The following is a 21,435-nucleotide window of genomic DNA, read 5'->3' as shown; positions in this document are numbered from 1 at the left end:
GCATGAAATTAGTTAGATTTTCCATCGTACAATGTTGAATAAAATAATTGATAGTCTTTTCCATATTGTAAGTTCCCTATCTTTAGAAAAAAAAAGGTAATTGTATTAGCCTGCTTTTTCTTAATAGGAATCTTATAAATTAATGTTAAATTATTCCCTTTAGTAGTAGATTCTGTTCTGATACTCTCAAGTGATGAGTTAGATCTATTAATTGTAATAGAATTTTCTCTTTTTAGAATTTCAATAACTTCATTCGTTAGGAAGCGGAACTCTATTTGGTGATCATCGTCAAATTGCTTTAAAATATGAATTGTATCAATATCGGTAGTAAAATCCTCTTTCATAAATGGCAGAAGATTGACACCTCCACGATTAAGATTTTCAGATATGTCCATTGCCAAATGATTTGTCATCTTCATAGTATAAAATAGTTCCCACCCTCTATTTTTCCTATTAGAACTATTTACAATTGCATCGATCTTTGCCTCAAGATCATGAAGATTATCTTCACGACTACCCAAACTTTCGCTTTCTAAGTATAACTCACTTAGCGGAAGATCTAAACATCTTTCACCAAATTTGATTATTTCACTTAGGAAATACCTGTCATTTTCATAAATTTTAGCCATTCTTTTTAGCGCTTGCTTGATAGGTAGTACCGTATTATTGAATTGTTTTTCCCATTCTTCAATGGCCGATAATTTATAGATCAAAGGTATTTGTACCATTTCTATTTCAGGATCATTTCCTGCCCTCTTTCTTATAAGAAATCTTCCAACATATAATTCATTATCTTGGCGAATTTGTACTTCGAGATCATCCTGATTTTGCTTAGAGATTTCATAGACTCTAATGTTTAATCTACTTTTATTTTCCTCACTTACCTTTGTTAGTTCATCTGTAATAAATATATCATGTACTATATCATTTTCCGGTATATGTATTTTCTTCTTCAAAGGAGGGCTTTCACTATTTATAATTATTATTCCCTTTTCTTTTTTAAACCCTGCTATTTCTCTTATCCTTAATTCAAATTCATTATTTTCATTTGTAATTGTTTTTATTTCTATGCCTTTCTTTGGAAACCAAATTACCCCATAATCAGTGTTAACACTGTTTGCTAGCAGATACTTTTCAAAATTGTGAAAGTCCCTAGCCCGTAAGGGCATATTTGAATAAAATAAAGCCTGCTCCATTTTATTAGTTATTATCTAATTATGAAATTTTTATCTAATAGTGCTTGCGGGTCATCAATTCTTGATGAGACTCCTCGTCTCACCTTTGCCTTCTCTGGTAAGAAAAGCCTTAATTGCATAATTTGCCCAAGGTGTAAATTCTTATGATAAATGTATGTATCTTGTTCTTTTTGAATATTACTATCTATTGTGTTTACATTGAATAGAAAGTTCATACCCTCTTCTAGGCTTCTATACAAGTTTTCTCGTTTTTGCCAATACAGCATTTCCAGCACGCATTGTTTCCAAGCCCAATACATATTCTGTTCACCAATTATCCTAAATTCCTTTCTATAGGTGGATTGAATATTTCTATCGTTTGAAATAATTCTTTTGGCATCACAAAAGGGGTAAGGCACAAAATTTCTCATAAATACCTCCAAAGCACCATCATTATCATTGTTTGCTTTAAAGACATCTATTACATTTTTTATATAATTACCTTCCCCTATTTCATCTGCTAGTATTAATATTTTATCAACATGATCATTTGTTCTTGCATCCTTAATATAACCAACTTCATCATTATTTGTCCAAGTATTATCGCTTTCAACTTTCTCACTTTTTCTTTCTATTTCCAAATAATTAAAATGATACTTTAAATCTTCATTTATAGCCATTTTTAATTCTTCGAAGTCTTTCTCAAATCCGTTTAGTGCTTTAAATGCTTCTATTGAATGAGAAGCCCTTTTTTCCAATAATTTACCTCTCCACTGATGTATCCAGCCATTTCCGGGATAAATGAAACGTAAAATATTTTCACCTTCTCTTTCTGGAGCATTTTCTACATTTTCCCCTTTGCTTATCAATGTAAAATAGCCACCTTCTTTAAGAAATTCCCTAAACACAGGGCTGTCACTAGCCTTCCAAAGTTTAAAGAATAGACTTTCTTTAAAAAAAGTATAGCTTTCAAACTTCTTACGTAATGCATCTCGAACTTTTAGTTGGTCCTCCCTATAATAAGTCTTAACATCGTCATAGAATTTTAAAGGTAAGGCTATTGGAAATCTATTTCTATCTTTGAATAGGGCATCAAAAGTAGGAAAACCATCCTCAATGGGTTTACTTTGTAATGGGGATAAGAAAATTTTTTTACCTTCCTTAAAGCAGTTTAGTATCACATGTTCATGTCCCTTTTCAATAACTTTTTCTATAGCTATATTTTTGGAGCGTGAGATTTCATCCATCCCTGTTCTTCTAAAGGTTATTTTTCGAAGTGAACACATAGAGAGGTTAGCCTCATAGCTTTCCTCAATCTTTATCGTTATGAAAACATCTACACTATTATCAATTCCACTGGTTACTATGTCATTAAATTCTTTCAATTGCCTGTATGGCATGGTTGTTATACCTGTTACTTCATTCTTGCTAAGTCCTCCTAGTGATCTGTCTTTGAATTGATCAAAAAAATTGTTTTGCGTTTCTTCATTCTCAAAAGCTATTTTTGGAATTTTGTCTCTTCCTTCTCTGTGAATATATAAAGCACAAGGTACGCGTGCGCTATAATCCCGGTTTTTTTCAGAGCAAATTCTGTTTAATTTTTCCTGATCAGATTTATCATTAACCTTATCAACTATGACTACTAGTGAATCCATATTTTATTCCAGAATTATCTTCAAGCAATATAAATTTTCAAGCACATTGTAGGTGATTTCAAGAGTTTAATCCTACAATTTTAGAATTGAGATTGACTTTATCTGTTCCATCAATACTGATCGCTTTACCAGTAATTTTAGCTTCTGTTTCTCCTGCTACATTAAGTGTTTTGCTATTTATGTCAACAGAAGTATCACCACTAATTGTTATAGTATCGCCACTAACTGTTATTTCTTTCTTGGCAATATTTTCAATGGTAGAGGCTGAGATTTGTAAAGACTCATCGTTGCTAAATGATAGTTTTTTAAAACTCCATGTCGCCCCTTCTTCTAACTTCCAGTAGGGGGCACTTTCAACGGCTTCGGCGCTACGTACATTGCCTGTTGAAATTATTGGAGAAAGTATATCACTGCCTCTTATTAAATTAATTTCAGTTCCTTCTTCTGGAACTAAATGGAAGCCATCACTTCCTCCTTTACCACTATAAGGTGTACTAACTTTGGCATCCACCGTATCGTCTCCAGACTCGAACCCTCCTAGTTTCACTTCAAGCCACTGTTTTTTAGGATCTCTCTTTGATATTGTTCCTACACCTGTCCAAGGTAAAAGGCTTTTATCTTCAACCTCAAAAATTAAAGTTCTAGGAAATATACTGACCAAACTATTGTACACAGTTTTACCATCCTCCAATTTTAAATAATCCTTTATTTCATACACGAACTTTTCCTCCAAAAACAAGGGCAAGTCCAACTTATACCAGTCATTCCAATCGGTCTCAACAAATTTTCCCCACCTGATTTCATGGGTGATTAATTGTAGAGGTTCATTTTTATAATAAGTAAGAGGACTAGAAATATTAATTTCATTAAAAATGAGAAAAGGGGCGGGGTTCGCAGGAATTTCTCTTGTTATTTTTTTCCCTTCTACTAAATTAAGTTCTCTAAATTTTAGCTCTTGTGCCCATTCAAGTTTCATTTTCTTGTTAGTAATGGCTCCTGTTAACACCAGGGAATTGGCTGATCCTTTCCAATGATTATAGACTGCTATTATTTGCCGAAGCATTTCAAAATCGGAAATACCGTTTTGAATAAAATTAGTTTTTAACGTTTCACCTTCTATAAGTTTATCGTTCATGATGGTGTTTTTTACCGGGTCATCCCAATAAACAATATCATCAAAATAAGAGTTAAGCAGTTCTTTAAATGAATTAGCTTTAAGTACCCTTTTCTTAGGAGCAAAAGCAGCTTCTGGTAAACTTGTGTAAGTGGCTGTTATTGTAATCTCAGGTATATTTCCTTTAACAGAAACAATTCTGCAATCTGGAAATATGATAGAATCATCCAAAAGAATTTGAATTATTATTGATTCTTCGGCTAATTTTTCCTTTAAAAAGGTTGCAAAATCATGTTCGTATTGATCAAGATGATCAAAGAGTAAGTTTACTACCAAGGTAGTAGGGCAGCCATGTCTACGACATAAGGTAATATCTAAGCAGTCAAACTTTCTTTCCCCTATCTTTATTTTAAGTGACATACATCAGCATTATATAATGTCTTTAAATTTTATGTCATCATTATTCCTATTCATTACAATAATGGCCGTTTCTATTGTATCAATAGAAAGTCTACGGTCTTCTTTCACTGGATTCTGATTGACTGCATGGTCTAATATCTGTGAGGGAAGAAACGGTACAATGTCATAAGATACATAATCACCCAAGCCCCGATTCGCATCAACAATAATATTATCCAAATCGGGAGTTATTTCGTAAACAAAATCTCCATGTGATTCAAAAACTAAGATTCCTTTTAAGGTTTGATAATTGATTTCAGCGGTTAAATCTCCTTTGTAGGTAATTGTTTTGGGTTCAAAGCCTTCAACATTTGGGTCCTGTAGACTTTTTGATAGTTCTAAAACTAACTCCAGAAATGAATTTTCATTAGAACGGCTATTTTCAAACTTAAGCATTTCTAAGGATAGAGGTTCCTGCGCAATAAACCTATTGGCAAATGAAAGCAGCGAATGGGGCACATTACCTAATTTTATATTATAAGGCAGTACTTTCCCCTCAGAAATTTTTCTTTTATTAGTAACAGTAACATGCTTTTCATATGATTTACCAGTATTGTTAATATCATCGGGATCATATTTAAAAATAAGATATCGTACTTTTTTCTGTTGAGTTACGTGGGTTTCCCCTCCAATAAGCTTAATTTTATTGAAATCGTACTCACGAAAACCCTGAGTATCTCTAATACTCAAATTTCCAGATCCATCTGGTTTAAGTTCCACAGGAGGAAACTCATTTCTTCGTTCCGTCACTTCTTTCGTGTACACATGAAATTCCGCAAATCCATTTTCATCAAAACAAGTAGCTATTCTGTATCCGGACGCACTAGAATTAAAGCCATCAAATGAAATTGATACCATAATGTTAAGATTTTAATTAATTATTAAACCATTGTGTATTCATAAATTTGGGACCACCACTGGTTGGGAAAAGCTGCAACAAATAATTTGGGTTATCATTAGAAGGTAGTACCAGGCTCCAATCAGTAGCCTTGCCGTCCAGCATGCAACCATTAAGGATGTTGCTGCTGTTATGAGGATTTGGATTCCCTAAGTCGTAGGTAAAATCCTTGTATAAATTATTTAAACTTGGAGCTCCTCCGATATCACCATTCTCAACTATGTATTCAATAAGTTTAAGGAGGTATAAGTAATGGTCACCTGTATAGGTGAATTCAATCTTACCATCCTTACTACTTCTGTTTACCGTAGAATTTAATATCAATCCATTCGGCGTATTTACCGGATCAGCTCCATTGAAAAGTACTCTAAATCTTTCTGAAGATTTTTTACCAATTAATTCGTTGGGATCGAAGACCAACCTTTGGGTACTTGACCTTCCTAGGTCTTTTAAAAAATGTGTACACAAGATGTAACCGGAGTAAAGTACTGTGGAGAAAACTGTATCTACATTACTATTTAAGGGAAGTGAAGGACCAATAATTGATAAGGGAGCAACTGAATTATCAGCTAAGGTGGCCAAGGTTCTACCGTTTTGATCCCAGTCTATAGTCATATAACTAGCCGTTGACAGGCAAATAGGTGGAAAAACTGGCATAGGGTCTTTGTTCAGATTTCCGGCAGACAGTGCCTGGGCAAAAGCATTTTTATTACTTTCGTTAAACTCGAAGGCAAGGTCAGTCATATATATCATCACCGGAAAGTAGGGATTGGGTTGATTAGGTAAAGCTGATAAACTATTAGGCTTTAACAATTGATTTCTATTATTACCTACCCAATTCATAAATTCTTGCCAGTTCGCATTTACCACGATGATTTCAGCACCTGAATCTTGTTTACCAGCTTGATCAAACAAATATTTTACTCCATGTAATTCTGAGACAACCTGTATTACGTTTTTAAGACTATCAGAAGCCTGATTTTTGAGAACTGTTTTTAATGCACTAAATCCCATTCCTTTGTAAATATCTTCAGGATTGGAGAACAAGGTTTTGTCTATATATTTTGTTAAAGAATGTTTTTTCCAAAATTTAGCGAGATCAGGATTAGTACTATCCAATTCTTCGACCAGGTCCAGCAATAAATCAAAAAGATGAGTACCGGGTTTGTCTAAACTTAATTCTTCAGCGTGCAGAATAAGAAGCCTGGTTAATGCCATGGCTTCTGTTTCTTTGCGAAAAATAGATATAGATGGAGCTTCTGAGTAGATTGAAGATATCAAACTCTTTTTTCTATCAATTATTTCAATATCTCCTTTAAGAATATCAGTAATTTTTTTAAGTGCCACAATTCCTTCCTCATCTTTTTTGGCCAGATCAGCATTATTGTATTTTTGTAACCAGCCTTTCAAGTTTCTCTCATCCATAAATACTTTCTCAATATTTTCTGGTAATGCTTTCTGATCATTGCTATTTTTTGGTAATGCTTTTTGTCCATTACCACTTCCAGCACTAAGGCTTTTCAACACATCACCTGATAGCTTTTCTATTTTTGATTTTTCATTGTGTGTTCGAGAAGCAATAACTGGTTGCTCATAAGGATCAGCTTTTGGAGGAAGTAAAGTAGGACTATAACCAGTTAGACCGAGGCCTCTCTTAAGATTTTCATTCAACAGAGCTTGCTGTGTTCTTTTTATTTCCTCTGCCACCGTTTTGTCACTAACCATTTTTAACTGTCCCTCTCCTAGCCTTCTGATTATCTCATTCATCTCAGAGATGGCATCAGCATTTTTGAAAATCTCATCATTTTTAATAAAATCTCCCTCGGTTCTTAGTACAACATTGATAAATAGGTTTTCTTCATAGCCTTTATATCTACTTCTCAGGTCGTCAAAACCAATACCAGGTTCTTTGAAAAACCTAGGTATGATTACGTCAATAAAATAGCTATTAATTGAATTTACAAAAGAGCTAAGAGACTGTTCGTCGTTTATTACCTTCTCTATATTTTGCTTCTTCAATCCGTGTCCTTTAAGTCCATTCTCTCCTACTTCATTGATAGTTTGATTAACCATCTCTTGTATAGGTTTTAATAAGCTATTAAATGATTTTTTATTAACTTCGTCCTCCTCAAAACTCTGACACCTATCTTGATAAGCTTTTTCATCTTCACCTTCTTCCTGTTTGGGATAAAAAGCAATGTACCGTAACATAATAGGAGTAAATCTTCTTAACTCTACAATTACACTTTGCTTTGTTACTCCTTCCTCCCGCTCTATCGGCGTCATCAATAATGCTTCGCCATTTTTTCCCATTTCTCCTTTCAAAATGGCTTCTTCAATTACCTTAAACTTATTTGGCTCATCCTTTTTCACAGAAGGTAAGGTCTCAAAATATTCAATAGACCATTGCAACACCATGGAGAGTAGCACTCTGCTTCGTACAATTTGTTGCAGCATGTTATAGGCTTTTCGAGCCTTCTTAAATCGTATTATGAGGTCTCTATCAATTTGGTTCAAGTAAGCGAGTGAATAATCTTTTGATGTGCCAAATATTCCCTCTGTAAGATATCTTTTATAGTGTTCCGATAGATCTTTAAGCCCATTGTGTCCGATGAGTTCTAAGGTATTAATGCCATTAGTAGAGAAGCTCTGATCTTCAGAATAAAGATACTCAATGAACCGTTCTAAAAAGTCCAAAGGAAAAGGAGAGATTTGATTATAACCAGCATTAATTTCACCCCTACCAACATTATGTAACACAAGTCCTTTAAAGGCTTGTATTAGCTCATAGTTTCGCTGTTGAAACTTACAGTACTCCGTAAGATTTTGTTTGATTTGAATAAAAATAGTTTGCCCAGCAGCAGCACTTAAGATATCATCTACGTCTGGGCGATCTTCCCTAAAATGAGGATGATCGGAAGTAGCAATGGCTCTTTGAAAAAAATAATTAGAAGTATCAATCTTATAAGAAGAATCTTGCCCTTCTCCCTCTATTTCTGCTCGAATTGCTTGTGGGGAAAGTGTAAAGTAGGGTAAGTTATTATTGATACCTGGGATGCTTTGGTTACCAAACTTTTCAGTAAATGAGGGTCTGATTTTATCTACAAAACTGTTGTAACTTAGGCTACCTATACCGGCAAAACCATTCGGGTTAGGTTCTGGGTAATTCTTTTTATTGGTAAAAAGAAAACAAGTAGGATTGGGATCAGAAGTGTTAAATTTACCAACCAGATATACTCTTTTTTTGATATCCTGCAACTGATCGACACTTACCCCTAGGGTTGTCAGATATTGATTTAACATAGACGTTTGTAATTACGAAGTAAATGGATATTGATGTCAAAAATAAATGAGTGAAAATCTACATAAGCCACTTGTTAGAAAGTGTCTAAAAATAGGGATTACACAAACAAATTTCAGCATAGCTAATCCAACAGCTAGTACTTGAAAAGTTTTTATTACTAAATCCTTACGCACGATTTATCGAGCCAATGAAAATTTTTCCTGACAACAGCTTCAAATTCCCACTATAGCCACCATCCACAAAAATGAATGACAGGCGGTATAACATTGGCATCTGTTTAAAGAGCCGCTTAAGCACAAAACCTGCGGCTCTTCTTTGATCAATATCTGCTCGATTCACTACTACATAGACCAATCTCGGTCTATAATAACAAGCCTAATGTATCTCCTAGAATGTGATGTTTACGACCGTTGACTCTCTTAACTGCATCAAATCCACGCAGTCTCCTACAAAAGTTGCTTTACACACTTTGGCTATTTATAAGGACTATGGATGGACTCACTTGGCGTCCATTTTTTGCTAGTATTTTTCCCGCAAAGTATTATTCGATCCTTGCCTGATATTTGATTTGCGATACTTAGCATAGTAGTAATAGACACTTCCCAGGGAAGTAGGACCTTAGGCATTAACTGCCAAAGTATGCCTTCCTTAACTACATGCAAAATCACATTAAATATTCTGTGCTGTTTATATTTTCGTTTGCGTTGATCTAAAAGTAATTCTTGTATTACTTGGCACTGGGAATCTGTGAGATTAGTTGAATACAATGGCCATGCTTTGTATCTAGCAACTCATTGATTCCCTACTTTATTTTAACTTACTATTTTTTGAAGGGCTCTTAGATTTATTATGAAGGTGATGTTAAGTTAAAAAAAAATATTAAAGTTTTCCTATATTTTTTTTATTTTTTTGATGATCAAGATTCTAAATAATAATTTATCCTTTTCTAAGTATTTTTTATTTAAAAATAAACTTCTATAAAATGAAATCAATAGACTAAAAAACTGTTAGATCATTGGTATAGATCTTTTGGCAAGTTACTAAGCCGAGCATGCCATTTCCATAAGTTTAGACATATATCGTTACCAGGCATCTTGGATATTTTTCTATATCCCTACTGAACTCATTTAACCCTGATAACTGACAAGCTTTGCCTAGAAATATATTTTACTGTGTAAAATAGCCTTTAGGATGGACTATTTCTTCAATATTCATGAAAGTATGGGGTTAGGGGTTATATATTTGTTTAGTGGCTACAAATTAATTTTTAAATAACCTTTGAAATCTTATGACTAGAATAATTGCCGATCTTCAGCTAGCGGAGTTCAAAGTGTATTCATCGTTCAACACAAGCTAAAATCTTAAAAAGTTGAGAACCAAATTTGCACCAGGAATAAGTTACTCTATCCTTTCTTTAAATTAATAAAAAAACCTTGCAATATGTCCTCATTAATAAAGCAAAAGCAGTGATTAGATACTTTATACATTTTTAATATTTCGTTTTGACTACTTAAATTGAAAGTTATCATTAGACTTTCACTTCTTTTATCAGTAAATAATTTAATATCCCCGTAGTTAAAACTTTTAATTTTGATAGAGGAAGCGTCAACTTTAAGGTTATATATTTTATCTTCAATAAGATTCCAATCAGGGAAGTTATCCACTTTCTTCCAATATTTTTTATCAACGCACACATCCAAATTCTCAATTATTAAATCTTCATCAATATCAAAAATTATAACTCCATCAATATCGATTCCATAAATCCATTCCTTGCTCTTTCTTGAAGTTATTTCTAAGATCCCTGACTCTTTATCATACCTTGGAATTAAGAAGCCATAATCGCTTGACATTACTTTTTTTACTATTATATCATTCATATACATTCTGTTTATAGCCTCCATCTCACAGGTTCCCAGCTAGGTGATGCATTGCCTTCAAATACAGTTATAGCTTTACCACCGCTCGGTTTACTAACTACTACCGAAACGCCAGTTCTCGAACTGTGCCTAATATAATTCTTAGTTGCACGGTTATAATACAATCTTCCATTATTATATGCATCTATAGCATTTCGCCTTGTAATACCTCTAGATTGTCTTTGTGCAAGTCTGTTACGAAAGTGCCTTGTTGTTTCAAAAGGGAAATTATCTTGCCCGCATTTAAGCCCAAACTCATCACTCCAAACCAGTGGATCATCAACATAGCGATAAAAGTTTAAAATTTCACTCTTTAACCCAATTGGATCCTGACTTACATATATACCCTCTTTGGCATCATAATAGCGGAACCGATTATAATATAATCCCGTTTCTACATCTTCATACTGGCCGGGGTAGCGGAAAGGACAATCTTCGGCTTTCCCAAGTAAATTTACTACTCCACCATAGCTATTTAAATCGGCAGACCATACTGTTTCCCCTGAATCAGTGTGCATACTTAAAGGCGTACTCAGGTAATCATTTATAATTCCATAAGAATGCATTTTTGTCAGCTTGGCTAATGGAGTAAAAGATTCAGGCTCAAATAACCAAGTTATTAGATTATTGTCTACTTCACCTCCGCCATTTGCAGCCATTTGTTCAATTGTACGATAGGATGCCTTAAATAATGTAGTGCTTTCTATCCATTCATGCAAAGGGATATTGCCATCCCATACCCAGCGAGTAATTTTGTTACGGAAAGTTTTGGAAAGGCGGCGGCCTAATGCATCATACGTAAAAGTTACTGCTTCTCCATCTGGCCTTATTACCTTGCTTAGCATACCATAAGCATTCCATATATAACGCCATTCTTTTCCACCAGTCTCTGTCTTCCGGATAAGGTTGCCTTCCTCATCATATTCATAGTATGTATTCCCTGATTTTTGCAATTGTCCCGCTGGACCATACTTACGGTCACTACGATCGCGGGTGCGGAACAAATTACCTACTGCATCAGGCATCCGGAATTCAAAAGTACCGTCACCGTACTGAGCACTTATCAGGTTGCCTAAAGGATCATGTGTAAAGGTGGTTGTGCCTTTCTTGGTATCTATAATCTTTTGTAAGCGGTCGTTCACATCCCATTCATACCGCTTGTCTATAATGTAGCCCTTAGTGCCGCTGATCTGTTGATGAATAGGCCTCCCCAGCTTATCCCGTTCTATGCTGCTGTGGATTCCTCCTGGTAAACTGCGTTCAATTTCTAAGCCCAGCAGATCTCGTTTAAAGGATGTTTGCCAGGCTGCTTGTTCACCATTTTGAGCGAAGAGTTGCTCTAAATCACCCATTGCATTACGTACTAAGTCTATCTTAGCTCCCCAGGTGGAACTAAGGGCTATCCTATTCCCCAGTATGTCATAAGTAGAGATTACTTCATATTTTCCCTGTATCTCCTTAGTTACCATGCCCAGCAAGTCCCGTTCAAACTGTACTTTCTGGTATTGGTTCTCCGCGAGCAGCATTTTTCCATCTGGCCGGTATGCATATTTTTCCTGCGTTTCATCATGGTAGGTCACCTGTATCACTCGTCCGGCACGGTCGTAGTCGTATCTGGTCCAATGCTTTTCGGGGCGATGTACCATCGTTACTTGTCCAGCAGCATTGCGTTCATAGATACGCTCCTGCAGGTCAAAACCTACTTCCTTGGTTATATTGCCCAGCGGATCTATTTCAAACCGATATACAAAGCCAAGCTCATTTTTGATGCCAGTAAGCTGACCTTCAGTATCATATTGGAATTCCACGGTAGTGCCTTCTTCAGTTCTTGAAGCCAGACGATTCACACCCTGATATGTAAAATGTGCCTCGTGCTGCTGGTCTTTCACATGGCGGACATTGCCTTCCTCATCATACGTTAATAAACGTTGGTTTCCATCGGGTTCATCTATCCGTATTACCTGCCCCAGCTGGTTAAAACGTCGGCTCTGGATATTACCGTTTGGATCAATACTAGCAATACAACGCCCCAGCTGGTCGTACTCCCAGCGGGTGGTAGCCGTATCAGGCATAATAAGCTCTTTCAAATTGAATTGTTCATCATAACTCAATTTGAATTCGTTACCGGCAGCGTCAATGACTTTGATCAATTGTCCGTTTTGGTACTCATATTGAGTTATCCGCTCTAGGCAGTCCAAGCGTTCAATTAGATTTCCTTGGGCATCGTATTGCCACTGCCATTTCCCTCTAACAGCATCGGTAGCGGCAATTAGGTGATCCTGTTCATCGTACTCCATTTGTATGGAAGCGCCGTCAGGATAAGTGACTTTTGTTTGGTTTCCGCGTTCATCATACTCATACTTGGTTCCAAGACCTAGTTCATTATATTCTTCTATTAACTCATTGTATACATTGTATCTTTGGTACCTGCTATCCGCCTTCGCATTGATAGTTTCGGTTACCAGGCCTGCAGCATTCCAGTAATAAGTAGTTTGGTGGCCTAGTGAGTTCGTCACTAATGTCATAAATTCGTCTACGAAGTACTCTAACTTGCATTCGTGAATACCACCGTCTCCCCAAACATGTACGCATTTACCATCATGCTTTAATTTGTTGTATCTATAGTAAAAACTTAGTCCTGTTCGATTGGTCTTTTTAGCCATCAAGTGGCTATCGTACTGATAGGTCATGGCTTTATCTACGGCATCCCTGACCGCAATTAGATCACCCTGCCAATCATACTCGTATTGTACCATATGAAAGGATCTCCCATTAGCTTCAGGATGTTGACTTGCTATAGAGAGTATTCGGTTATGATCGTCGGTACTCACCAACAATTCTCTGCCTCCACTGTCTATAATCCTACTTATATAGTTTCCTCGATCATTCTTTGCGTATTGAAATTGAATGGAATGCCCATTTGTGTTTTCTATTTTGGACAAAAGGAACTTATGATTATCTACAGGCGAAAAACGGTAATACAATTCTTCTTTGTCGCGCAAAGCATAACCATTTTGATCATGCAATAAGGTAAGCTTTTCAGTACGATCATAAAATGATTCATTAAGCGCTAGCAAAGGAAAGCCGATTAATCGTCCTTCTTTTAGGCGAACGCAAATCATTTCCTCTTTTTCATCGATAAAAAGAGCCATATCATAACTATGGTGCCATCCACTTCCTAATGGTCCCCTATATCTAGAACTAGAGTACCAGACTCTTTCCAGTTTAAAAGGAATAGGTCCGGGTAATTCAATGTCTGTATATTCATCAATTACTTCACCGGTGGCTACATCTACTGGATCGCTTAGACATGTCTTTTTACCATTGTCTAATTTTTTCACTCCGTTAACATCCGAAGCATTTTTCATGCCTTTTTTTCCAGGAACTTTATTCCGGATTTTTTTAAAACAACCTCCTATACCACTCATAATTCCTTTCATGGCTAAGGCACTCATAGACACAGTAGGCGAGCCCCCAATGAGTACCTGATTGCCTGAAGGTATGGGTAAGACCACTGAAGTAGGCAGTTTTAAGCTAGGAGTTGGTTCTTTGCCAGCTCGGAAGGGTGATGGCATACCAACACAGGAACAGCTCAGCACTCGAAGCGACATATATGAGAAAGGCTCCCCATCGGTGAGTACTGTAGAAGAACCCATGAAAACCTCACAATCATCGCCTACTGATTTAATAAATTTTTCACCAAGAGGAAAATGAGAAGGTTTTGCACTTCCACCTGATCCAGCTTGTGAAGCAGGTACTCCATTAACCCGAGTTTTAGACCCAATTATGGGCGCATAATCTGCTGGATCCCATACAATTCCTACGAAAGGATGAGGAATGGGAAGGACCGTAGGACCGATTTTGACAATGTGAATGTCTATTCCTATAACCGGATCAAAAAATTTAGCAGCAGGATTCATGGTTGTTTAGAATTCTCTTTGGCATCTTATAACAAAAATTGAATGCTTATTTTATTTCCTAATTTCTCGGATAATTTTTGCAGCTCCGCTTTAGTTTCAGCAGTTGCCATGTTTTCACGCTGTTCTTTAGGTAAGCCTTCGGATATAACTAAAGAGGCAAAATATGCTGAGAAAATTTCTATATCTGGTGCCTTGGTTTGTGCAAGGCAATATCCAAGAAGTCGCCAAGCTTCCATTTGACTGTATTGCCCGTCTTCTATTTTTTCAGGTAATTTTTTTGCATTTTCAGATATTTTTATAGCTAAATTCTTTGCAGTTAGGTAGACAGGTATTGCATTTGTATAGTTCTTCTCGCTGAGAAAAACCGTACCTTTTGAAAATAAGGCAGTAATTGCAACTGGGCCACAGCCCTGATATTCTTTTTCGCCAGTTTCGTAAGCCTTGAGAGAAGCTTGATAAGCAGCTTCGTATTCATCTAAAGCTTGTTTGTTATTTTTGAAACCCAGATAAGCACTGCCAAGTGCCATATGTACTACAGCTTTCATGTGAGGCCATTGATTAGCTTGGGCTATCTCTAATGCTTTAGTTCCATACTTTTTCATGGTTAGTATGTCCCTTTTCCCAATTGCCTGCGTCAGTTGAACAAAAGCTCTACGAAATTGAGTCCCAGGATCATTGGGGTCTCCTGCTTGCGATAACTCATCCAAAGCTGCATCCATTTGTAAATTGGGGGACAGTGTAAATACTTTTTTACTTTTTGCCAATTCTTCCATCTTGGATTCTTCCTTAAAGTCAATTACCATAAAACGAATTCTATGTGGGATGCTCAACTGCAAAGCCTGTTCTATCCATTGAATCCAAGCATTAATTTTATCTAATTCTATTTGTGCAGGAGAAAGATAAACCACCAAGTTCCCTTCCCAATCTGATATTCGACTAATAAATTCATTAAAATTTCTAAAAAGGGAACTAGTCAGTTCTTGTACACTCCCCTTAGGTAAATTAGAAGGAGACCAACCATTGACTATTTCCTTATCAATTTCCTTAAATTCAGCTTTATGTTCTTTACTTGTAGAAGCTTCTTTAAATACATCTAAAAGTTTCTTAAAATCAGAATTAAGTCCTTCACAATAAGAAATCTCATCAACAAAAGGAGACGTTAGACGAATAAACAAATCATCTGTCTGACCTCCTTCGGAACTTTCTACCCTGTAGAAAGTATCAATCATTTTTACATCGTTCACTGAAACAAACCATCGACAGAGCCGGGCAAGTTTATTTCTGGAAAATTTTTCCCACTCATTGGCTAATAGGTTTAGCCTATAGGTTATGGCATTTGCAGATTGATCAGTCACCTAAGGAACATTTGTAAAATTTTAAAAATCCTAAATGTATACTTCAATTAATTTTTATATTTTCGTTACGAATAGTACTAATATATATTATTCAAGAATATTTTCTTTCAGCAATTCTGAACAGAAAATCATACTCTAGAATGATTTTGCAAATCATCATAACTAAATAAAAACAACTGTGAACCTAATAAAGTACAGCCGGGTGCACTAGTTTTGTGTTGAAAAGTATTGCGTATTTTTAGATGATTAACAGCCGCAGGTCTTATTAGGGCAATATCAGAAGAAATTAGAAAAAGAACCTTTATTTACATTGATTTCCAAACGGAATTTTTTCAAAAGTGCTAAACTTAATTTTAAGTTACAACTTTATCTATCCTCTCAAAAATATTTATTATTTTTTTTTTAAAGTTCTTTTCCTGATTTACTTAAGTAAATAAACTATTTGGGTTAGCAATCTTAGAGGGCTATTGATTGTAGTAGTACATTAAAGATTTAAGCGAAATAATTTTTAATCTGCTTTAGAAAAATAGCTATTTCGAACTTATACCATTTTCTTTGATAGCAGTATGAGAGCCTACCAAATATTCACTTATACTTTATACAATAGTAATTATTAGTGAATTGCTGTATATGTTTCAGATATAAATTCTAAAACTTTATCATTGTTAACTAGGTTATATAAAGTAAATTAGGCAAAATATATGAGCCGGTCAATACTTAGTTTTAGGTATTTTTGACAAGCTGTTTGCGAGTTATTCAAAAGTGCAATGCACTGTTAGCTGCTGGGTTATTTCACATGTTCAGCGTCAGATTAGGTGAAAAGTAGGAGGATTCATTGCTAAGTCAGGATGAACTTCACCTTGCTTTTACCTCCAGGCTTCACTTTACGCTACAGCAATATTTCTGCCCATACGATTGCCCTTGGCCTGATGAGTTGTCTTCCTTATGGTATTTGTCATATGCACCTGAGTCACAAAGTGCACTAGGCCTACCATTATCAAAGTTTCTCATCAAAAAAATAGAAGAGGAGTTGTGCCACAGCCAGTATGACTTTTTGGACATCTCTACATTCAGTAATTAGTGTTCTTTAGTAGGTGAGCAAATGTTTTCTGGTATTTGGGAGAATATTATTGATGAAAACAAAACAATGGCCATCCACATCCTTAATAAGCATTTTTCAGCTATAAGTTGAATTAACGAATTACTTTTGCTTAACTACTCAAGTCAAAAAATACCTAAAAACAGGTATTGACTCTAGTAGGTAAAAAGCATAAATTACTTGCTTATTTTAAATCAAATACCAATTATTTCTGCTGGAAAAATTATTGTGGATCAAACGCTAAAAATTCACACATTGAAATTACACTTGACCGCTTGAGTGTTGCCACTTATCCAGGTAGTGGTATTCATACGATCCTTTTTGATTTCTTTGCACAAAATCAGATTCCCGAAGGTGCAGAGGATGTTCATTTTAACTCTACCTTCCAGATTAAGGAAGGTGCAAAAGCAGGCATTGAAGGTTATCCAATTTTCTTGGGTTTAGGTGTGGGGTCAGTTAGAGGGGCTTTCCAGTGCTATTCAGTCAATCTAAAAAACGAACAGTATGAAAAGTTTCTTTCAGTTTTAGAATCAACAGTATTTAAAAAGGGCTGCAGTTAGCTACTGTTGCACAACCATCACTAGGTCCTTTATCAGAACTTGCTATTGGCATCGCCAAAGGTATTGATTCACGGAATAAGAATGTTTCTGCGTAGAAATCCTATAAGTCAAAATTTTGGAGGCGCTAGAATGGGTGTAATCCTTTCAGATATCTACATTGCCGTTCAGATTCCGATGAATTTACAAAAGATGTGGAGTAGGGATGAATGGGAATTTGACGAAGAATCCGGACAGATCCTGAACATAGAGGATGGCTCTAATATTCCTTTCAATTATATTATTTTCGGTGTCACTAAATACGAAGGAAAATGATTACAGAACAGAATGCAAAAAGAGCTAAACAACTGAGTGCACAAGGATTTGTTCTAGCGAAGTCTGGAGAATTTGGAGCTGCTGCAGAAATTTTTGAACAGGCCATTGCTCTTGATCCTACCGATGCATTACTTTATAAACTTCTTGGAACTATTTATAATGAATTGAAAGAGTATAAAAAGGCACTAGAAGCATTTTCAAAATATTTAGACTTGATTAAAGATGACCCCAAAGGGTATGTTAATCGTGGTGCTATAAACTTAAAATTGAATGCATTCAACGAAGCTATTGCAGATTACAAACGTGCTGTCGAAATGTGCCCCCAAAATTCAGATATAATTGTCTGGCTCGCAAATGCATACGATACTGCTGGCCAATTTGATAAAGCAATAGCTATGTATGATAGAGCAATTCAGATTGACCCTAATAATCTCAATATCTATTTTGAACGAGGTTTAACACTTGGAAATAATGAGCATTTTTCGGAAGCACTTAATGACTTTGAATATATTCTCCGCTTAGATCCAGAACATAAAGATGCCCTTTCATGTAAAAGAAAAATGTTGATGGCTTCACATTATCTTAATCTAAATAAGCAAGATGAAAAATATGAGGCAGAAAGTAACTTATCATTAAGTGAAAAGGCTACCAATAAGCTAGCAGAAGGAAACTTGCAAGGTTCTATAGACTTGTATTCAAAAGTTATTAAAAATGCGCCAAAGAATGCACTTGCTTGGAACGACAGGGGATGGGCATACTATCTATTGGGAAGATTAGATGAAGCTTTGGATGACTTTGCCCAAGCTATTAAGTTAGAGCCGAATTATATTCTAGCCTACACTAATCATGCTTTGGTGTTAGGTAGATTAAATCGATATCAAGAAGCATTGGATGATTATGCTAAAATATTAGAGATAGATAATTTATACGCTTATAATTTCTACAATATGGGTGTAACCTTAAAATTACTACTGCGATACGAAGAGGCAATAGAGCAGTTTACACATGCAATACGGATCGATAAGGAAGACACTGACTATTTTATAGAACGTGGATTATGTTTCGAAGCTCTAAAAAAAACAAATGATGCCCTAGCTGATTTTACGCAGGCTGTTAGGATCAATCCAAAAATGAGTATGACTTATTTTCATAGGGGAAATATTCTGTATGATTTGGGACGCTATGAAACAGCTTTAAAAGACTTCACAAAATCAATTTCACTTGACCAAAACTTTTTCATGGCGTATATCAATCGAGCAGCTACCCTAGAAGACCTAGGACGAAGAGACGATGCATTTCAAGACTTATTAAAAGCAGTAGAGCTAAAAGAAAGCCATCCTTTCACACATATAAAGCTTGGATATCATTATATTAGAAAGAAAGATTTAGAGAAAGCAAGACAACATTTTAAAAGAGCTCAGGAATTAGATCATCCGGATGCTAATTTAGGTCTTCAGGAAGTGGAAAGATTAATTTAAAACTAAACCAACTATTGACAGAAACTATGTTGGTATCATACAGAAAAAAATATAGTCGAAAATGTTCAGTTTGTTGAGCCGTTGTTTCAAGTGAACGATGGATAATCATTCATAGTTTGGAACGAAATGCTTATTATTGACTAGAGGAGATGTTTTCAAGAACGGGCTTGTATCTCTCCGTTCTTGAAAACATTTCCTCTAGTCATATCTTCGAAGAAAACGGAAAGCTTGTAATACATTGTCCGTCCGATCACTATCTTATAACTCAGAACCGTTCAATCAAATAGTGGCTAGTACAGTTAATGAGAGTTTAGACTTTAGTTCTTTAATACGTCCATACTGGGCATTAAAGAAACGGTTTCTTTTTCTGAAGTATGAAAATCAGGACGAAATACCCATTTGTATTGTATTGCTTAGCAAGAACGAAAAAACAGGAGCTGCAAGCAATGCACAAGTAATTATTGCCATTGGCTCTGCGGCAGTAGGTGGTCTAGCTGGCATGCCGACCCTTTTCATGGGAAAGGAGAACTGATGCACAGCTACAAGCGGAAGTAAGTAACACAAAGCCCTCTCCGGAGAGCTTCCTTATTAATTGATAATAAGGCTGGGCGCATCCGCATAGTGGAACTGGTTATAAGTCTGAGATGTAAGACACCCTGTTCTTCGGACAAATTGTATATCAAGCAATCGACCGTTTTTCGTGCCTTATCCCCTACCATTATAGACATTGCCCGCTACATTGACCAAGAGTAACAGAAACCCGTTACACAAATCAAAGTAACGAAAACCTCTTCAAGCACTGTTTTTTGTTACGATTATACTCGCGGGAAAAGCAACTTGGAAGGGCTTTACAAGCAGTAATAAACCATGAACTAAAAAGATAGTTTCTTAGCGTAAGTGATTTACCTCTATACTAGGAGAACCCCGATTTGAATTGAATCTCAAGAATCCGAGTACGACCGTAAAACGAGTACAACCGTAAAATTTAAACAGAGCGGCTGAGTAAGCAGTTTTATCAGAAAAACATGCCATATTATGTATAGGTGTCTATCAAATCAATGAGGATTAGTGGTGATCATTGCAGTATGGATAAAACATAATAACCTTACAAAATAGGATAAACCGAAAGCTCCTAATTCAAATATGTGTATCTCTTGCAGTATTGCAATTTTATTTACTTTTAGCTATCTCTCTTACCCTTCCTTTATTTTCAATTACTCCCAAGCTTGTCTCTGTGAATTCTAAATTATTCTCATATACCCTAACGAAAGTGCTAACAATAAAATAACTCTCCTTGTTAGAACTTATTTCAAATAAATAGCAATCAACATTTTTTAAGAGATTTATGACTGATTCGTGAATCACAGATCCAGGGTTACTAATCTTGCTAATTGATACTCCATGCAAAAAGGTAGCCATTTGTATATACCTCGTATCGTAAAATATTATGTCTATATTTTCAGAATAATTACTGTCTTTACTTGACCTTAATAGAAATTGCCCATGACTTATATAAAAATCAAAGATGGTGAAGTACCTTTCTGAAACAAAAACCTCTTCTTTATTCATATTGATAAACTTTAATAAGGACTAGGAACAACTTCTCCATTGTAGTAAAATGTGGTACGCTTTAATGCATTTGGATTTGAATATATTTGAAATAATTCCCAACTCGTAGCTCTACTGCTTACTCCTTTTGAACCTTCTGTAACAGCTTGCCATGCATTGATCATTCTACCATCTGGCCCTGTCAGATTAAAATGTATCCTATTAGCAGGGTCATTAATAGTGCTTAAAAACTGTGACTGAAAATCTTTATTACCCCAAGTCTTCCATGTTGTACCTCCTACATTTCTTGCAAAGTCGTCAAGATGTTCAGTAACTCCTAATGCAATATTTCTTTCTGCATTAGCTGCTAATTTACTAGCTTCATCAACCGGTCCTGAACAGCTTAGAGCTCTAGGACTTTGTGTTGCAACTTTAGCAGTAGCTTCAGTTGCTGATACTGTATTTACTCCTCTCCCCCCGCTAACTCTTGCAAAAGAACTAAAAAATCCTACAGGATAACCAAGATTGAACCCAGCCATTATTAGCTCTTTCTCTTGTGGATGGGCCCATTCATTACCTTCTACTGTATGTCGTCAGATAGAATTGGACAACTGATGGCAAAATGGAAGGAGCGGATTC

At 35.7% G+C, this 21,435-nt stretch carries 14 protein-coding genes; 4 read left to right on the top strand and 10 right to left on the bottom strand.

The genetic code is table 11. From position 1 onward, the window contains the following. Window positions 1-8 precede the first annotated feature (8 nt). The 8 genes from Q0590_RS28295 to Q0590_RS28260 all read right to left on the bottom strand — a co-directional run bounded on the left by Q0590_RS28295 (window position 9) and on the right by Q0590_RS28260 (window position 15,673). Window positions 9-1,196 (bottom strand): hypothetical protein, encoded by a 1,188-nt coding sequence (locus tag Q0590_RS28295; protein ID WP_302041015.1) that lies wholly within the window; start codon window positions 1,194-1,196, stop codon window positions 9-11. Window positions 1,197-1,207: 11 nt separating this feature from the next. Then, window positions 1,208-2,830 (bottom strand): hypothetical protein, encoded by a 1,623-nt coding sequence (locus tag Q0590_RS28290; RefSeq protein WP_302041014.1) that lies wholly within the window; start codon window positions 2,828-2,830, stop codon window positions 1,208-1,210. Between the two features lie 58 nt (window positions 2,831-2,888). After that, window positions 2,889-4,364, bottom strand: a complete 1,476-nt coding sequence (locus tag Q0590_RS28285; protein WP_302041013.1) for a hypothetical protein — start codon at window positions 4,362-4,364, stop codon at window positions 2,889-2,891. Window positions 4,365-4,373: 9 nt separating this feature from the next. Then, entirely contained in the window at window positions 4,374-5,261 is an 888-nt protein-coding gene (locus Q0590_RS28280) for a hypothetical protein (RefSeq protein WP_302041012.1), read from the bottom strand. A gap of 16 nt (window positions 5,262-5,277) precedes the next feature. Then, a complete protein-coding gene (locus Q0590_RS28275) occupies window positions 5,278-8,604 on the bottom strand; it encodes a hypothetical protein (protein WP_302041011.1) in 3,327 nt (1,108 codons plus the stop codon). A 1,404-nt stretch (window positions 8,605-10,008) separates the two neighbouring features. After that, a complete protein-coding gene (locus Q0590_RS28270) occupies window positions 10,009-10,485 on the bottom strand; it encodes a hypothetical protein (protein WP_302041010.1) in 477 nt (158 codons plus the stop codon). 11 nt (window positions 10,486-10,496) lie between these two features. Beyond that, a complete protein-coding gene (locus Q0590_RS28265) occupies window positions 10,497-14,444 on the bottom strand; it encodes a DUF6531 domain-containing protein (protein WP_302041009.1) in 3,948 nt (1,315 codons plus the stop codon). A gap of 26 nt (window positions 14,445-14,470) precedes the next feature. Continuing rightward, window positions 14,471-15,673: a hypothetical protein gene (locus Q0590_RS28260; RefSeq protein WP_302041008.1), complete on the bottom strand. Its 1,203-nt coding sequence runs from the start codon at window positions 15,671-15,673 to the stop codon at window positions 14,471-14,473. A 1,374-nt stretch (window positions 15,674-17,047) separates the two neighbouring features. Here Q0590_RS28260 and Q0590_RS28255 point away from each other — a divergent pair. The 4 genes from Q0590_RS28255 to Q0590_RS28240 all read left to right on the top strand — a co-directional run bounded on the left by Q0590_RS28255 (window position 17,048) and on the right by Q0590_RS28240 (window position 19,780). After that, the gene (locus Q0590_RS28255) at window positions 17,048-17,458 is read left to right on the top strand and encodes a hypothetical protein (RefSeq protein ID WP_302041007.1); all 411 of its coding nucleotides are present in this window, start codon (window positions 17,048-17,050) and stop codon (window positions 17,456-17,458) included. A gap of 81 nt (window positions 17,459-17,539) precedes the next feature. After that, a complete protein-coding gene (locus Q0590_RS28250; protein ID WP_302041006.1) occupies window positions 17,540-17,770 on the top strand; it encodes a hypothetical protein in 231 nt (76 codons plus the stop codon). Further along, the gene (locus Q0590_RS28245; protein ID WP_302041005.1) at window positions 17,767-19,248 is read left to right on the top strand and encodes a tetratricopeptide repeat protein; all 1,482 of its coding nucleotides are present in this window, start codon (window positions 17,767-17,769) and stop codon (window positions 19,246-19,248) included. Before Q0590_RS28250 ends, Q0590_RS28245 begins: the two co-directional genes overlap by 4 nt. Window positions 19,249-19,534: 286 nt before the next feature. Next, window positions 19,535-19,780: a hypothetical protein gene (locus tag Q0590_RS28240; RefSeq protein WP_302041004.1), complete on the top strand. Its 246-nt coding sequence runs from the start codon at window positions 19,535-19,537 to the stop codon at window positions 19,778-19,780. A 638-nt stretch (window positions 19,781-20,418) separates the two neighbouring features. Here the strand turns inward: Q0590_RS28240 and Q0590_RS28235 are convergent. Both Q0590_RS28235 and Q0590_RS28230 read right to left on the bottom strand, forming a co-directional pair. Then, window positions 20,419-20,817: a hypothetical protein gene (locus tag Q0590_RS28235; protein ID WP_302041003.1), complete on the bottom strand. Its 399-nt coding sequence runs from the start codon at window positions 20,815-20,817 to the stop codon at window positions 20,419-20,421. Window positions 20,818-20,828: 11 nt separating this feature from the next. Then, window positions 20,829-21,335, bottom strand: coding sequence for a hypothetical protein (locus Q0590_RS28230; protein WP_302041002.1), 507 nt, complete (start codon window positions 21,333-21,335; stop codon window positions 20,829-20,831). Window positions 21,336-21,435: the final 100 nt, after the last annotated feature.

It is taken from the genome of Rhodocytophaga aerolata (assembly GCF_030503435.1).
GTDB classification, from domain to species: domain Bacteria; phylum Bacteroidota; class Bacteroidia; order Cytophagales; family 172606-1; genus Rhodocytophaga; species Rhodocytophaga aerolata.
The sequence above is the reverse complement of the archived record's forward strand: the minus strand, read 5'-3'. Positions and strand labels throughout refer to the sequence as shown.

What these genes read in the sequence shown, in the direction of transcription:
- Q0590_RS28230 (WP_302041002.1), bottom strand. Translation starts at nt 21,335, where the DNA reads ATGGCTGGGTTCAATCTTGGTTATCCTGTAGGATTTTTTAGTTCTTTT.
- Q0590_RS28260 (WP_302041008.1), bottom strand. Translation starts at nt 15,673, where the DNA reads ATGATTGATACTTTCTACAGGGTAGAAAGTTCCGAAGGAGGTCAGACA.
- Q0590_RS28270 (WP_302041010.1), bottom strand. Translation starts at nt 10,485, where the DNA reads ATGAATGATATAATAGTAAAAAAAGTAATGTCAAGCGATTATGGCTTC.
- Q0590_RS28280 (WP_302041012.1), bottom strand. Translation starts at nt 5,261, where the DNA reads ATGGTATCAATTTCATTTGATGGCTTTAATTCTAGTGCGTCCGGATAC.
- Q0590_RS28265 (WP_302041009.1), bottom strand. Translation starts at nt 14,444, where the DNA reads ATGAATCCTGCTGCTAAATTTTTTGATCCGGTTATAGGAATAGACATT.
- Q0590_RS28250 (WP_302041006.1), top strand. Translation starts at nt 17,540, where the DNA reads ATGTTTCTGCGTAGAAATCCTATAAGTCAAAATTTTGGAGGCGCTAGA.
- Q0590_RS28290 (WP_302041014.1), bottom strand. Translation starts at nt 2,830, where the DNA reads ATGGATTCACTAGTAGTCATAGTTGATAAGGTTAATGATAAATCTGAT.
- Q0590_RS28285 (WP_302041013.1), bottom strand. Translation starts at nt 4,364, where the DNA reads ATGTCACTTAAAATAAAGATAGGGGAAAGAAAGTTTGACTGCTTAGAT.
- Q0590_RS28235 (WP_302041003.1), bottom strand. Translation starts at nt 20,817, where the DNA reads ATGAATAAAGAAGAGGTTTTTGTTTCAGAAAGGTACTTCACCATCTTT.
- Q0590_RS28295 (WP_302041015.1), bottom strand. Translation starts at nt 1,196, where the DNA reads ATGGAGCAGGCTTTATTTTATTCAAATATGCCCTTACGGGCTAGGGAC.
- Q0590_RS28275 (WP_302041011.1), bottom strand. Translation starts at nt 8,604, where the DNA reads ATGTTAAATCAATATCTGACAACCCTAGGGGTAAGTGTCGATCAGTTG.
- Q0590_RS28245 (WP_302041005.1), top strand. Translation starts at nt 17,767, where the DNA reads ATGATTACAGAACAGAATGCAAAAAGAGCTAAACAACTGAGTGCACAA.